16 protein-coding genes and 3 tRNA genes are annotated in these 14,650 nt (G+C 49.6%); 9 read left to right on the top strand and 10 right to left on the bottom strand.

Going from position 1 to position 14,650, the window contains the following annotated elements; genetic code table 11:
• Window positions 1–90: 90 nt before the first annotated feature.
• Both ABWW03_RS12245 and ABWW03_RS12250 read left to right on the top strand, forming a co-directional pair.
• On the top strand, window positions 91–819 hold the full coding sequence (locus ABWW03_RS12245) for an RNA polymerase sigma factor (protein WP_353408623.1): 729 nt from the start codon (window positions 91–93) through the stop codon (window positions 817–819).
• Window positions 812–1,417, top strand: coding sequence for a hypothetical protein (locus tag ABWW03_RS12250; protein ID WP_353408624.1), 606 nt, complete (start codon window positions 812–814; stop codon window positions 1,415–1,417). The genes ABWW03_RS12245 and ABWW03_RS12250 overlap by 8 nt, the downstream gene beginning before the upstream one ends.
• Window positions 1,418–1,427: 10 nt before the next feature.
• Here the strand turns inward: ABWW03_RS12250 and ABWW03_RS12255 are convergent, their stop codons facing one another.
• A complete protein-coding gene (locus ABWW03_RS12255) occupies window positions 1,428–1,667 on the bottom strand; it encodes a hypothetical protein (protein WP_353408625.1) in 240 nt (79 codons plus the stop codon).
• The gene (locus ABWW03_RS12260; RefSeq protein WP_353408626.1) at window positions 1,657–2,589 is read right to left on the bottom strand and encodes a hypothetical protein; all 933 of its coding nucleotides are present in this window, start codon (window positions 2,587–2,589) and stop codon (window positions 1,657–1,659) included. The genes ABWW03_RS12255 and ABWW03_RS12260 overlap by 11 nt, the downstream gene beginning before the upstream one ends.
• A gap of 75 nt (window positions 2,590–2,664) precedes the next feature.
• Here ABWW03_RS12260 and ABWW03_RS12265 point away from each other — a divergent pair, with 75 nt between their 5' ends.
• The 3 genes from ABWW03_RS12265 to ABWW03_RS12275 are packed head-to-tail and all read left to right on the top strand — an operon-like array spanning window position 2,665 to window position 4,288.
• On the top strand, window positions 2,665–3,024 hold the full coding sequence (locus ABWW03_RS12265) for an ASCH domain-containing protein (RefSeq protein ID WP_353408627.1): 360 nt from the start codon (window positions 2,665–2,667) through the stop codon (window positions 3,022–3,024).
• 8 nt (window positions 3,025–3,032) lie between these two features.
• Window positions 3,033–3,245, top strand: coding sequence for a DUF4224 domain-containing protein (locus ABWW03_RS12270; protein WP_353408628.1), 213 nt, complete (start codon window positions 3,033–3,035; stop codon window positions 3,243–3,245).
• On the top strand, window positions 3,245–4,288 hold the full coding sequence (locus ABWW03_RS12275; protein WP_353408629.1) for a site-specific integrase: 1,044 nt from the start codon (window positions 3,245–3,247) through the stop codon (window positions 4,286–4,288). Before ABWW03_RS12270 ends, ABWW03_RS12275 begins: the two co-directional genes overlap by 1 nt.
• Window positions 4,289–4,371: 83 nt before the next feature.
• Here the strand turns inward: ABWW03_RS12275 and ABWW03_RS12280 are convergent.
• The 3 genes from ABWW03_RS12280 to ABWW03_RS12290 form a co-directional block, all read right to left on the bottom strand.
• Window positions 4,372–4,447: transfer RNA gene (locus ABWW03_RS12280), tRNA-His, on the bottom strand.
• 61 nt (window positions 4,448–4,508) lie between these two features.
• Window positions 4,509–4,585, bottom strand: a tRNA-Arg gene (locus ABWW03_RS12285).
• A 28-nt stretch (window positions 4,586–4,613) separates the two neighbouring features.
• A tRNA-Pro gene (locus tag ABWW03_RS12290) sits at window positions 4,614–4,690 on the bottom strand.
• A 275-nt stretch (window positions 4,691–4,965) separates the two neighbouring features.
• On the opposite strand from ABWW03_RS12290, the gene folD reads away from it, so the two are divergent.
• The 4 genes from folD to ABWW03_RS12310 all read left to right on the top strand — a co-directional run bounded on the left by folD (window position 4,966) and on the right by ABWW03_RS12310 (window position 8,541).
• Window positions 4,966–5,811: a bifunctional methylenetetrahydrofolate dehydrogenase/methenyltetrahydrofolate cyclohydrolase FolD gene (gene folD, locus ABWW03_RS12295; RefSeq protein WP_353408630.1), complete on the top strand. Its 846-nt coding sequence runs from the start codon at window positions 4,966–4,968 to the stop codon at window positions 5,809–5,811.
• 215 nt (window positions 5,812–6,026) lie between these two features.
• Complete coding sequence (gene truC / locus ABWW03_RS12300; protein WP_353408631.1) at window positions 6,027–6,815, top strand: tRNA pseudouridine(65) synthase TruC; 789 nt, start codon at window positions 6,027–6,029, stop codon at window positions 6,813–6,815.
• Complete coding sequence (locus tag ABWW03_RS12305; RefSeq protein WP_353408632.1) at window positions 6,799–7,488, top strand: pseudouridine synthase; 690 nt, start codon at window positions 6,799–6,801, stop codon at window positions 7,486–7,488. Before truC ends, ABWW03_RS12305 begins: the two co-directional genes overlap by 17 nt.
• Window positions 7,489–7,524: 36 nt before the next feature.
• The gene (locus ABWW03_RS12310; RefSeq protein WP_353408633.1) at window positions 7,525–8,541 is read left to right on the top strand and encodes a methyltransferase; all 1,017 of its coding nucleotides are present in this window, start codon (window positions 7,525–7,527) and stop codon (window positions 8,539–8,541) included.
• Window positions 8,542–8,639: 98 nt separating this feature from the next.
• On the opposite strand, the gene deoD is transcribed toward ABWW03_RS12310, so the two are convergent.
• From deoD to recQ, 5 genes are all read right to left on the bottom strand, one after another.
• A complete protein-coding gene (gene deoD / locus ABWW03_RS12315; RefSeq protein ID WP_353408634.1) occupies window positions 8,640–9,347 on the bottom strand; it encodes a purine-nucleoside phosphorylase in 708 nt (235 codons plus the stop codon).
• Window positions 9,348–9,407: 60 nt separating this feature from the next.
• On the bottom strand, window positions 9,408–10,709 hold the full coding sequence (locus tag ABWW03_RS12320) for a phosphopentomutase (RefSeq protein WP_353408635.1): 1,302 nt from the start codon (window positions 10,707–10,709) through the stop codon (window positions 9,408–9,410).
• Window positions 10,710–10,752: 43 nt separating this feature from the next.
• Complete coding sequence (locus ABWW03_RS12325; RefSeq protein WP_435372757.1) at window positions 10,753–11,340, bottom strand: phosphoribosyltransferase; 588 nt, start codon at window positions 11,338–11,340, stop codon at window positions 10,753–10,755.
• Window positions 11,341–11,635: 295 nt separating this feature from the next.
• A complete protein-coding gene (locus ABWW03_RS12330; protein WP_353408636.1) occupies window positions 11,636–12,415 on the bottom strand; it encodes a pseudouridine synthase in 780 nt (259 codons plus the stop codon).
• Between the two features lie 3 nt (window positions 12,416–12,418).
• On the bottom strand, window positions 12,419–14,584 hold the full coding sequence (gene recQ, locus ABWW03_RS12335; RefSeq protein ID WP_353408637.1) for a DNA helicase RecQ: 2,166 nt from the start codon (window positions 14,582–14,584) through the stop codon (window positions 12,419–12,421).
• Between the last annotated feature and the right edge of the window lie 66 nt (window positions 14,585–14,650).

A 14,650-nucleotide genomic window follows, 5' to 3' on the forward strand; every position in this document is an offset into this window, starting at 1 on the left:
CTGGGGAAAGGTCACCGCCTCTATTCTGGGTGAAATGAAAAATATAGCCGAGTAGATGGCTATTTGACCTGGGTACGAAGTGAGTTGCTCTTGGCAGCATGTACTAAATTCGACATATTCAACATTAGCGATAGAAAACTAAATTTTTGTGTAAGTTTTTTCGCCTTTTCCATACTAATCATTTTAAAAGAACCTAGATCACCAATTGAAAACACACAAATCGGCATTTTGTTTATATGGAAAACAAGACTTATCAACGGCTTAAGCGACTACAGATCGAAGCTTCAGGCAAAATACCAACGACATGCGAGCAATCAAATGCCTAACAACGAACTGAATTTTGAGTCGGTCATTAAGAAATATAGGCTATCACTCATAAAGATCGCAGCAACCTTCGAGGCAGATGTCAAATTACAACAGGACTTGCTTCAAGAGATGTCACTGGCCATATGGCAGGCGTTACCAAGGTTTCAGGGAAAAAGTAGCCTACACACATTTGTATATCGAGTGGCCTACAACCAAGCTTTAAACCACATTTCGAAGTACAGCAGCATTCACCACCAACAAATTGACGATTCATTTGAGTGCGACAAAAACACACCAGAACAGCAACTCCAATCAGATCAATCGTTTCAGTATATGCTGAACAATATTAGATTATTACCAGTTGTTCAACGCCAGCTTATAGCACTATCCCTTGAAGGGATTAGTTATAGCGACATTTCTGAAATTACAGGATTAACAGAAGGAAATGTTGGTGTCCAATTAAACCGCGCAAAGAATAAATTAAAGAAATTGATGGAGAAACGTTATGTCTGAGATCGATAACATTTGGGATACGATGACCGAAAACTGGAAGTTAGCTGACGACTATGTTTGTTCTGGTGCTCCTTCCGAAGAAAGGATCACAAAAGAAGTAAAGAAAAACATTCTGCAAATAAAGCTCAAAATGTGGGTTGCTGTAGTAGCGAGCTTGGCGCTCTGCGTACTAATAGTTTCAGAAATCATTTCCGGATTGCCATCATATGCTGACATAATTCTTTTTTCAGGATTTCTAATCCTAGCTTTGGCTATTGGAATCTACACTCTTTACATTTCAGTAAAATCACTAAGTGCTGCAACAGTTGACAACAGATCTCACGTAGATACTTTGATTCAGCAATCAGAAAATGAACTAAAACTAATTAAGTTTAATAGTGGTGCTTGCATAACAGCATTCTTGTTAACACTCCCTGTATTCCTGTTGGTAATTGGGGTGGGTATTTTCGGAGAAGGATTACAATTCAAACACTACCTCGTAGGATCAATGACCGGCTTCTGTTGTATATTTTTTGGGGTTTTATTTAAAAAGGCAGTTCATAAAAAACTCACTGTGCAGCAACGTATTGCGTTTCTAACGTCACTCAATTACAAATAATGCTTGTAGACTAGTACAAGGTAAGATTTGCTGTATTTAATGCCCCAAGCCCTTGTACTATCTGCCCATCAACCACCAAGGCTTTTTCACCTGCTGCCACAGAGTCTCCCTGGACCTTGATGAAATCACCATTCATAAGCGTGCCTTGGCTTGTACCGTCGCTGCCTACAGAGCTGACTGTGATGATGGTCCTCTGCCCACCTGGTATCAGAGACTTGAACTGCTTGAATATATTGTCACTAATGATCATAAAGTCTCACCACTTTGGGCGTCTGAGTAAGAGCGACATTTCCCGAGCTAGGTGCATTGATCGCAGTACCAATACAGTAGCCTTTCCAGTCGGTTTGTCCGTTTACCTGAACTTCAACCACCTGCCCAGGTAATATCAGCCCAGGCGCCTGTGCGGACTCAGGAACAGGCAGCGACAAATCATAAAGAGCATGTTTGCCAGACTGCCCGATCTCCTGTCTGGCGCGCACCAAGGCCGCCGCCTGATCCGTTATCAGCTCGTCGACAACATCCGGAGCAGGTTTGTTACCAGGTTGCCCGTCTCGCGTCACGCTGGCAATAACACCATGCGAAACACCACTAACCAGAATCGTGTCAGCCACCTGTCCTTGCTGCAGGTCCATACCAATAGATTGGATCAGTTCGTGAGGAATGATCACGTCAGCGGCATCATTTGGCGCTAGCGCCCACGGGCTTACCTTCAAGCGCGGCTGGATGGTGATTTGATTGGCGTTTTTGCTTGGTACAATCACAGCGCCCACAGCTTCGGCAATTCGACTGATCACCTCAATGGGCGTCTGGTATTGATAGCTGAACGCACCAGCTGGTATTGGCCAATCAGGCAGCACATTGGTATCCCAGTTCAAGCTGAACCCGGTATTTTGCAACTCACCTTCGGCAGCCTGTTTGGCGTTAATTGCTCCGAATATTTTAGAGCGCTGCGCGAAGTATGGCGCAGCCAGCTTTTGCGTGTTGCTGACACACTGAATTTGGAATCGGTTGCTTGCAAAACGTCGATCCTGATTCCACTTCTCAACCATAAATACAAACGTGTGGCTATTGAGTTCCAGTTCGATTTCAACATGCACACCACTTACAGGTTCAAGCTGTGCGATCGCGGCATTCAAAGCCGGCGTAGAGTTTGTCGGTACCGAGATTGACAAAGATTACTTTCAGTCTGCAGCTGAACGTTACAAAGCAGAAAGCAGTCAGCAAAACCTTTTTGCTATGGAGGTCCAGTGATTAATCGAGCCCTTATAGTTCGCCAGCCGTGGATTGATATGATTCTCGCCGGCTATAAGCCCTGGGAAATGCGCAGCGCGCCAACCAAGGTTCGTGGTCGAACTGGGTTGATCGAACAAGGTAGCGGTTTGATTGTGGGAGAAGTGAACCTAACAGATTCACTGCCAGCACTGACGATCGAGCAGGCCCAGCACCATCGAGAAAAGCACTGTCTTTGTCTGCTTGGTGAGAAACATGAAACTGAGCTTCTGGAAAAGTGGCGCTACCCATGGATTCTTAAGAACCCACTTCGTTATGAAAAACCAGTCCCATACAAACACCCCAGAGGGGCGGTTGTCTGGGTAAAACTAAATTAGGAGGCTGTATGAGCGCTCTTCTATCGCAAGAGGAACTGATTGCTATCACCGACCGCAAGCGGGCGAAGGATCAAATCAAGGTGCTTCGAGACAATGGCATTCAGCCCTTTATCAGTGCAGATGGCAAACCCCCAGTAACCTGGGACATGGTCAGCCGGTTGAGCCAATTACTGCCGCAAGTGGGTAATGACGATGGCTTTAACATCGAGGGATTGCGTTAATGGTTGGGCGTAGGAAAAACCCCGCTGACAACTGGATGCCCCCTCGAGTTTATCGCGGCCGCAGCAAATATGAGTGGAAGCCCAAAGGTGGGAAAGTTACCCCCCTTCGCAAGCTGCCCGCAGATGGCAAAGAGTCCGAAGCTGTTAAGCGTGATGTTTGGAAAGCATACGATCAAGCCGTCATGGCAGTTCAACGACGCGAGACGATGGCGTTTGTTATCGACTTGTACTTTGCGAGTCCACAGTTTAAACGACTCAGTGTCCGCACTCAGCAAGACTACAAACGCTATCAGGGTGCTGTTGTCCGTGTGTTTGGGAATATGGAGCCAAAGAAAGTGAAGCCGCCCCATATTCGCAAATTCATGGACGTTATGGGCGAGGACAAACCTGTGACGGCGAACAGACATCATAGTTTTTTGAGTGTTGTTTTCAGCTGGGCAGACGAACGTGGAATCGTTGATGGAAACCCAGCCAAAAGGGTTAAGAAATTTCTGGAGCAATCCCGCGAGCGATATATCGAAGACTGGGAATACAAAGTGGTTTATGAAGTGGCCAGGACTTCGCCGTACAAGTACATTGCGGCGATGATGGAATTAGCTTACCTGTGCCGTGGCCGTTCTTCAGAGATTCGCAACCTTAGTGAAACTGATATTGGCGACAAGGGAATTTATCTGGCTCGCACAAAAGGCAGTGATGATGAACTCACATTGTGGACACCTCGCCTTCAAGCAGCGGTGGATTTTGCGCGGTCCCTATATCCGGAAGCACCAGCACCGATGGACCGGCCATTATTTCGCGGGCGTACCGGGGCCAGGCTTTTAGACAGCAGCCGCAAAACGGCATGGTCTCGCATTATGAAAACGGCACTGACAACGGGTGCAGCAATTGATGGAAAGCAAGTCATTTTGAAAGAGCGCTTTACTTTTCACGATATAAAAGCGAAAGGAATTAGCGACCACAAAGCCAATGAGAGCGGCCATAAATCGGCGCGAATGAAGGCGGTTTATATGCGTAAATTGAAAGAGGTTGAAGCGACAGATTAGCGCTTTATCTTCTGAAACATGTTCTGAATATGTTCTGAAAGAGGTTTTTGTTAGTAGGTGATAACGAGGAACGCTAAGTATAATGGGGTGGCTGACGGGGATCGAACCCGCGACCACCGGAATCACAATCCGGGGCTCTACCAACTGAGCTACAGCCACCACTGCAAAGGATGAATATCCTTGAGGGTGTGTGCTGGATGGAAACATCATTTATGAAAAATGGCGCGCCCGGCAGGACTCGAACCTGCGGCCATCCGCTTAGAAGGCGGATGCTCTATCCAGCTGAGCTACGGGCGCCGAAAAGGCCAAACGTGGCTCGAAAAGATGGTCGGAGTGGAGGGATTCGAACCCCCGACCCTCTGGTCCCAAACCAGATGCGCTACCAAGCTGCGCTACACTCCGACTAAACTCGGCGACTGCCGCGTTTCAGGAGGTGCGAATAATACAGATGCCCCCCATGGCCGTCAACGCCTTTTTCAAAAAAAGTTAAATTTCTTTTAATTCAGCAACTTATGTCTTTATTTTATGCGTTTTGGCGCTTTTTCAAACTCCCTTTGAAAAGCCTCCCTGGGGCGGTGCTAAAAGCCAAATTCTGCACGCCCAATGCGGCCTAATTCTTGGCCTGCTGCCCCAGCTATGGGAGAATACGCCGTTTTTAATTGTCCGAGGTTCAGCCCATGCCCGCCCTACTGTTAGATGGCAAAGCCCTAGCCCAAAAAACAGAAGAAGAACTGTCCAGTCGCATCGAAGCACTTAAAGCCCGCAGCAGCGGCCAAACCCCTATTTTGGCCACGATTCTGGTTGGCGGCGACCCCGCCTCAGCCACCTACGTAAAAATGAAAGGAAACGCCTGCCAACGCATTGGCATGGACTCCCTGAAAGTTGAACTGCCCGAGGAAACCACCACCGAGCAGTTACTGGCTGAGATCGAGTCGCTGAACAACAACCCAAATGTACACGGCATTTTGCTGCAACACCCCGTCCCTGCCCAGATCGATGAGCGCGCCTGCTTTGACGCTATCGCTCTGGAAAAAGACGTCGACGGCGTTACCTGTCTGGGTTTTGGCCGTATGAGCATGGGCGAAGAAGCCTACGGCTGCGCCACTCCGAAAGGCATTATGCGCTTACTGGAAGCCTATAATATCGACATTCAAGGCAAGCACGCTGTTGTGGTTGGCCGCAGCCCTATTCTTGGCAAGCCAATGGCTATGATGCTGCTGGGCGCGAACGCCACGGTAACGATCTGTCACTCCCGTACTCAGAATCTGGCTGAACATATCAAGCAGGCCGACATTATTGTGGGCGCCGTAGGTAAGCCTGAATTTATTAAAGCTGAGTGGATTAAAGACGGCGCCGTTGTTGTAGACGCGGGCTATCACCCAGGTGGCGTCGGCGATATCGAACTGGCGCCATTGGTGGATCGCGTTTCCGCTTACACACCAGTTCCAGGTGGCGTTGGTCCAATGACCATTAACACCCTGATCTATCAATCTGTCGATTCTGGTGAGAAGAAAATTAGCTAAATCGTTGTACTGCTCCAGCCCTCAGAAGCCTTTTGCCTATGGACTGCGAACATTTGAGCCGCAGTCGACATGGGCAGCGTTCTGAGGGTTTCGTCAGCAGGAAGTCTGAGCATCACAAGAACGCCACACCAGCCACACAAAAGGGCTTGGTGTCTTCCAGAAACCCATGCCCAATACAAAGGCGGCAACGGAACTCCGAAACAAAGCGCTGCCCTATGACAGAAACCCTACCCATTCTCTACCAAGACGAACATCTCGTAGCCGTGAATAAACCCAGTGGTTTACTGGTTCATCGCAGCATGATTGATCGCCATGAAACTCGCTTTGCGATGCAGATTCTACGCGATCAAATTGGACAGCATGTTTTCCCCTTACACCGTTTGGACAAACCCACTTCGGGTGTTTTGGTTTTCGCCCTGTCGAGTGAAACCGCTTGCTTGATGAATCAGCAACAAGAAACCGAAGACCGTAAATGGCACAAAGGTTATTTGGCCGTTGTGCGTGGCTGGGCGCCCGATAATGTTTTTATTGATCACCCATTGAAAGAAAAGCTCGACAAGATCGCCGACAAGAAAGCTCAGCAAGACAAGCCCGCCCAGAGTGCGCAAACCCAGCTGACGAGGCTGGCCAAAACTGAGCTGGATATATCAATAGAAGGCTTTGATAAAAGCCGCTATTCTTTGGTTTGGACTGAACCTCAGCAGGGACGAAAGCATCAGATACGCCGTCACTGCAAACACATCAGCCATCCGATTATTGGCGATGCCAAGCATGGTCGCGGGCGACACAATCGCTATTTTAAAGAGCACTTTGAGTGCCCCCGCCTGCTATTGCATGCCGCGAGCTTACGCTTTACACACCCATTCAGCGGAGCACCCATCCAACTGTGGGCCGGTCTGGATGAATGCTGGCAGGGCTTGCTCAAACGTTTTCACTGGCAGGCGCAACTGCCAGAGCCCTTACACCGTATAGAACTTGAAGGTCATCATGATACGCCTCGATAAATTTATCGCCGACGCCACAGAGCTATCTCGCAAACAGGTCCAACGCGCTGCCCGTCAGGGATTCATTACCGTTAATGATGCGGTGCAAAAAGACCCGAGCATTAAAGTGAACGAAAGCGACAGCATCGTCATTAGCGGCGAAGTCATTAACGCCGCTCGCCCCCGTTATTTTGTGCTGAATAAACCGCAGGGGTATGTTTGCACCAATAAGGATGATGAACACCCAACCGTTTTGGATCTGCTCGATGAACCACGCAAATCCCTGCTGCAGATTTGTGGTCGTCTGGACATCGATACCACTGGACTGGTGTTGATCAGCGACGATGGCAAATGGAATCATCGAGTGACTTCACCAAATAAGGGCCAGGGAAAATGCTATTACGTGTGCCTCGCATCAGACATCAGCGATGATGAAGTTGAACAGCTTAAAAAAGGCATTCGACTTCAGGGCGAACCGAAACCCTGCAAACCCGCCGACATTGAACGTTTATTTAGCAATGAGCTGAATATTACCATCAGTGAAGGACGCTACCACCAAGTCAAGCGCATGTTTGGTGCCGTAAACAATCGAGTCACCGAACTGCACCGCAAGAGCGTGGGCCAGATTGAGCTGGGCGAGCTCGAAGAAGGTGAATATCGCGAACTCAGCGAAGCAGAAGTCGCAACATTTTAATATGGTCGTACAGGCAATCTCAGGAACTCAATCATAATGGATAGCGCCATTCAACTTTGCTTGCCGTATCTCAGCAACTGTGAAAACAGCGTCCTGTGTTTGGACGAAAATACGCTTGGGAGTTTCAGCTCGTTTCCGAACCGCTGCCAAATCATCAGCAATCGCTTCGATGTCGCGAATGCTGTCGCTGGTTGCCAATTCAGTGATTGGCAGATAATAACTGAGAAGTTGGATTGCCTTGCCTTTCGCTTAAGCAAAGAAAAAGCGGTTAATCACTACATTATTAATCAAGCACTTGCCTCTCTAAAGCCTGGGGGCCACCTGGTATTTGCTGGACAGAAAAATCAGGGCATTAAAAGTTACGCAAAGTCACTGAAAAAACTGATCGGCCACTGCGATATTGAAAAGCACGGGCTCGACTACCTTTGTGTTGCCCAAATCAATAGCGACCCGGAAGAGCGTTTAGATGATCAAAACTACGCTCAACTTCGTCCCACACTGGAATTCGAAGGGCTTTCGTTACAAAGTAAACCCGGACAGTTCGGCTGGAATAAACTTGACCAAGGCAGCTTATTGCTCCTGGACACTCTACGCAGTGAGTTGATACAAAATCCGGCCCAGCGAGTTCTGGATTTAGGCTGTGGCTATGGTTTGCTGAGCGTCGGGATCATGTTGCAACAGAACGTCAACTATCTCTGCGCCAGCGATAATAATGCGGCCGCAATCTCGAGCTGCCAAGCAAACCTCGGTAAGATTCAGCAATCGAGTCAATTCGCATTCCAATTTGATGTCATCGCCGATGACTGTGCTCAAAACATTGATCAGATATTTGATACCGTTATTTGCAACCCACCCTTTCATCAAGGCTTTGATGTTGAAAACCAGCTAACCGATAGATTTCTTAGCAGCGCTAAATCCCATTTATCCACAGGTGGGCGCGCCTACTTTGTGGTTAACAGTTTTATTGGTATCGAGAAAAAGGCCCAAGCGCACTTTAAGACAATTGACTGTCTTGCCAACAACAAGCAATTTAAAATTCTGCGCTTTCAATAGATTCGGGCTGTCAAACAATAGTGAGCAGCACGGTTACTGCTCACTATCGATCAGAAAAGAGTACGAAAAAGAATTCAAAGAGAAACCCGAAAAGCGGTTTAGGCGGAAACCGTAGCCAATCCTAACTCAATCATTTGATCAAAGGTGGTTTGACGCTCTTCGGTGCTCAATGCCGCACCGGTTCGAATATGATCACTAACGGTCGCAATAGCCAAAGCTTCCACACCAAATTCAGCAGCAACGGAATACACCGCCGCGGCTTCCATTTCAATCGCCAGAATATTGTATTTGGCCAAACGATCGTAAATATCGCCCTCGGGCCAATAAAACAAATCACTGGTAAAGATCGAACCGATTCGGTGTTGTGTACCCAAGGCCCGGGCTGAATTCACAGCCTTTTCCAATAAGCGGTAACTTGCCGTGGCCGCAAAATCAAACGGTCCCAGGCGCTGCTTCATGGCGGCCGAATCGGTTGACGCTCCCTGAGCAATGATAATATCGCGCAACTGAACGTCAGGATGAACCGCACCACAGCTGCCAACCCGCAACATGCGCTTTACACCGTAGTGCTGAACCAACTCGGTACAGTAAATCAACGCGGAAGGCGTTCCCATACCATGAGCCATAACCGATAGCGGCTCACCCTGGTAGCTGCCGGTAAAGCCCAGCATATTACGCACATCAGTTACCTGCTTCGCGTCATCCAAAAATCGTTCGGCAATGTATTTTGCGCGCAGCGGGTCGCCGGGCATAATAACGGTTTCTGCAAAAGCCCCATCGGGCGCATTCATATGCAGTGATGGCATAGTCTTACCTTATATCTTATATCGTGTTCCCAGATATTTTCAGGAACGCTTAAATGTAAATTAAATAGTGGTATCGCCTGACAAGGCAAGAAAGCTTTCACCATAAGGCAAGGCTTCCAGGCCAAAAAATCCTGCTAAACTCTGCCCGATATCAGCAAAGCTTTCTCGCTTGCCAAGGTTCGCGGGGGTGAGCGTTTTGCCATAGGCCAACACGGGCACATGCTCCCGAGTGTGATCGCTGCCGGGCCAGGTCGGGTCACAGCCATGATCTGCACTGATTAACAACACATCGTTTTCATTCATGGCGTCAAACAAGCGAGGTAACATGCCATCGAATGCTTCCAGAGCCCCAGCATAGCCGTTCACATCACGCCGATGGCCGTAGCTGGAATCGAAATCGACAAAATTGGTGAACACCAGCGTGTTATTGCCCGCATTGCTTAAAGCGGACAATGTTTGCTCGAACAAAGCTTCAATCCCATTGGCTTTATAGCGTTGACTGATGCCTTGCTGGGCGAAAATGTCTGCGATCTTTCCAACCGAAAAGACGTCGCCCCCAGACTCGATCAATTTGTCCAGCAAAGTGGCTTCCGGTGGCAGTACGGAGTAATCCCGTCGATTACCCGTGCGAACAAAATCATCCGGGCCAGAACCCACAAAAGGCCGCGCAATCACTCGCCCGACATTTAAACCGGGAATGTGATCGAGAATCGTGCGTGTTTTCTCACACAACTCGAGTAAACGCTCCAGACCAAAACATTCTTCATGTGCGGCAATCTGTACCACGCTGTCGGCCGAAGTGTAGATAATGGGCTTACCGCTTGCCATGTGCTCTTCACCGAGACGAGCAATAATCTCGGTGCCAGAGGCGTGGCAATTCGCCAACACACCCGGCAAATCCCCAGCATTAACAATCGCCTGCAACAATTCGTCCGGAAAGCTGTTCGTTTTTTCAGTGAAATAGCTCCAGTCGAAAAACACCGGCACACCACTCATTTCCCAGTGGCCACTGGAGGTATCTTTACCAGTGCTCAGCTCTTTGGCAAAGCCGTAGCGCCCCAACAGTTCAGAGTGATCTTCATTTGACAGGGCGTTTAACGCGGAAATGGAATCGTCACTGGCCTTCGCGGCATGAAATAAGCCCAAGCGCCCAAGATTCGGCAAACTCAGTGGGCCACGGCGCCCCGTTTCACAACGACCTTCCGCACAATGCTGAGCAATGTGGCCCAGGGTATTGGAACCCACATCACCAAAACGATCGGCATCTTCACTGGCACCGACACCAAAAGAGTCCAGGACCAGCAAGATGGCGCGCTTCGGCTGGCCGTTCACAGAACGGTTTGAAGAAGCTGTGTTCGACATAAACTACACTCGTTGATTGATTGCCTGAGCGTTCATTTACTCATCAGTCTTGAGCCGGAGACCACTCGCGCAATTTTTCCATCATACTGCCCAAGCCGGCCTTGTTTTCTTGAATCTCGTCATGGCTCAAACCCAGAATTTCATGGGGAAACACCAACCACTCTTCCGATTCGTGAACATAAAAATCTGGCTGGCTATCCGTTTTGTTGTTCTTCGGTTTGTAATACAAAGTAGCAACGCGCACATCGTTAGGTGTGTTTTTACGACAGCGAGCTTTCAGTTCGCGCAGCACGGCCTGCACACTCAAGCCACTGTCATAAATGTCATCGACAATCAGCAAACTGTCTTCGGCATTGATTTTGTCGACGATATAACCCAGACCATGCACACGCACATTATCGCTGCGTTTGCCAATACCATCATATGATGAGGTGCGAATCGCAATGTGATCAGACTCAACACCACAGTACTCCAGCAATTCCTGTACCACAATACCCACAGGTGTACCACCACGCCACACACCGACAATGTAATTCGGGCGGAAACCGCTTTCAAAAATCTGGGCAGCCAGCTTGAAGGAATCCTCATACAAGGACTGGGGCGAAATATACGTTTTTTCAATCACAAACATACCTATCTGAAACTGTTTTCAATTGCCTGCACATCAGGCTCCTGGTCCGGCCTTTATCCCAGCGTCAAGTGTGCCTGATGCCTACCCAGAGAGAAGGCATGTCAGTGTAGCAAGGCAAAAAGCTTGGAGCGGGATCAAACGTCATTGATCGCTAGCGCTATGTGCATGAGGGCATCATAGTAGAGACCGTCGACACCTTGTGAGTTACTGGGTGATGACAAGTCGAGGGCAAGACGATAAATACGTGCCGTAAAGCGGCGATGATAGCCAGCCTGAGAGCGCCTGTCAAAAGCCGCTAGGCCGGCCAGTTAAGGGCTTCGGGGCAAGAAAAACCCCGCATAGCAGCATGGTATTCGTCCAATAGCGCCGGTTCTGGCAAAGACCAGCAAAAAGCGCTGCCTTCTGACATGGGATCCAGCTGGAAACAATGGTCTTTACCCGCCAATTGGAAGGCCAGCTGGTAGGCGTGCAGGCGGAACTGAGCCGGGTTTTCAACGGTCTCCTGGCAACCATAGAGAGCATCGCCCAGGATGGGGCTCCCCAGACTTTTCATGGCAACCCTGAGCTGGTGGGTTCGGCCGGTGCGAGGTCGCCATAGGAACAGACGATAACCCAACCCCAAGCCTCGACTGAAAAACTGACTGTACGCGTAGTTATCCTGGCCTGGGGCCAGCTTCCAGGCGCCACGACGGGCTTTTTGCATCCCCCCTTTTACAGTGCCCTGCTTTTTCCTGGGCTTGTGCCGGCTGAGGGCAAGATAGAACTTCTGAACCTCACCCGAGGCAAATGCCTCTCCCAGCTCACGGGCCACCTCAGCACAGCGTCCCAACAACAACAAACCCGAGGTGCCCTTATCCAGCCGATGAACCGGAAACAACGGGCTGTCGATGAGCCCATCATCCAGCAGACATTTCTGAACTCGATTAAACAGGCCGAGTTCTCGTTCGTTGCCCAGAGAGCCATGAAATTCATCGTGGAAACCCTGCCCCGGGGCTTTGTTGATCAGCACAAACTGTTCATTGAGCTCCAGCAAATCGAAGCCTTGATCGATGTATGAGATGGTATCGCCCACCATAGCTCAAGCCGTTCCTAACGCTGGCGCCAGGCGAGCTGCCCGCACACAACGAATCTCGGCGTAGCTGTAACACTGGTCCAGAGCCTCAAACACCGGCTTTAGGCGCAGCGGTTCACCATTGGCCTGGCTTTGGGTTTCCGCCTCATCCAATGCTTCCTCGATCGCCTGAATGTCTTCGCTTTGCAGCTCCAATACCTCCTCAACGGTGAGCGCGCCGTCGCTGATCAACTGCTCAAGATGCTGGTAAACGGTCGTATCTTTTATGGCACGCTGTTGGGCTATTGCCGAAATATCCATGCCGACTTTGAACAAAGTGTAAGTTTGATAAACCGTGTGTTCATCCGCCGCATCGGTATCCGCTTGCTCGTCGGCATGTTCAAGAAGGCATTCTAAAAATACGTCGCCATAGAGTTCCAATTTACTGTCGCCGATACCACTGATGCGGGAAAGGTCGCCCAAGGTTTTTGGCGATAGGCGAATCATTTCCATCAAGGTGGCATCGTGGAAAATCATATAAGGCGGCAAATCCTGCTCCAATGCCAACTCTTTACGAAGTGCTCGCAACGCTTCCCAAAGAAGCTGTTCGCTCTCTTTAAGAAAACTTTTTCCTGCTCGCGCCGATTTTTGTCGGCTGCCCTTACTGCGCAAAGCTTCTTTACGCAAATATAAGGCCTGCTTACCCTGCAGTACAGAACGACAAGACTCGGACAAACGTAAACCCCCAAACGCGCTGACATCAACATTCAATAGCCCCTGCGCCACCAATTGGCGGAAAACATTGCGCCATTGCGTCGCGTTCAGTTCTTTACCGATACCGTAGGTGCTCAATGAATGGTGAGAAAACTGACGAATCTTTTCCGTTTCCTTTCCCAATAAAATATCAACCAAGTGGTTCACACCGAAACGTTGACCGCTTCGGTACACCGTACTTAACGCCTTTTGAGCCGCCTCACTGGCATCCCAGGTTTCTGGTGGCGTAATACAGTTATCGCAATTACCACAGGGCTCGGGCAGGTCTTCACCAAAATAAGCCAATAAAGTTTGTCGGCGGCAGCTGGTCAGTTCACACAGCCCTAACATGGCGTCCAATCGATGGCGCTCCTGCCGCTTAAACTGCTCGGAGCCGTTGGAACCCTCAGCCATCTGGCGCAGCTTGATCACATCCTGCAATCCATAAGTCATCCAGGCCGTTGCATCGGCACCGTCGCGCCCGGCACGACCCGTTTCCTGATAGTAGGCCTCAACACTTTTGGGGAGATCCAGGTGAGCGACAAAACGCACATCGGGCTTATCGATTCCCATGCCAAAAGCGATAGTCGCCACGATAATAAGGTTTTCTTCTCGCAGGAAACGGTCTTGGTGCTCCTGCCGCATCGATTGACTCAGCCCTGCGTGATACGGCAAAGCCTTGTAGCCCTGCTGCTGAAGGAACTCGGCGATGTCCTCAACTTTTTTGCGAGAAAGGCAATAGACTACACCCGCCGCCTGCGGGTATTCCTTTTCAAGAAACTGCAACAATTGACGTTTGCCGTCCTGTTTTTGTTCGATGCGATACTGAATGTTGCCGCGGTCAAAACCACAAATAAAATTGCGCTGAGCACGCAATTGCAAACGCGAGATAATCTCCTCGCGGGTGTTTTCATCCGCCGTGGCCGTCAGCGCGATACGCGGAACCCCCGGAAAACGATTCATCAACTCTGCGAGGTGTAAATAATCCGCACGAAAATCGTGTCCCCACTGGGATACACAGTGAGCCTCGTCAACAGCAAACAGGGCTATATTCAGTTGTTCCAGTAGCGCCCCGAAAGACGCCGTATTAAAGCGCTCAGGCGCGACATACAAAAGATCGATATGCCCTTCACACAAGCCCTGTTCTACGGCCATTGCTTCTTGATGACTGATAGAGGAATTCAGAAAGGCCGCTGAGATACCCAGCTGGGCCAGGGCGTCAACCTGGTTTTGCATCAGGGCAATGAGAGGCGACACAACAATGGCCACTCCTGCCCGAGCCAGGGCTGGAATTTGATAACACAGAGATTTACCACCACCAGTGGGCATAATGACCAACGCATCATCACCTGAAATCAAGGTGTTGATGATGTCTTCCTGGGGCGCCCTGAAGGCGGAGTAACCGAAGCGGTGCTGGAGTATGTCGAGAGCTGAATTCATGGGCGCTAGTATACCCTGAAGCCCATGGGAACACTTAAGACAAATCGATGGTTTCATGTCCCCATC

Source organism: Pseudoteredinibacter isoporae (genome assembly GCF_040372805.1).
Taxonomy (GTDB): Bacteria; Pseudomonadota; Gammaproteobacteria; order Pseudomonadales; family Cellvibrionaceae; genus Pseudoteredinibacter; species Pseudoteredinibacter isoporae_A.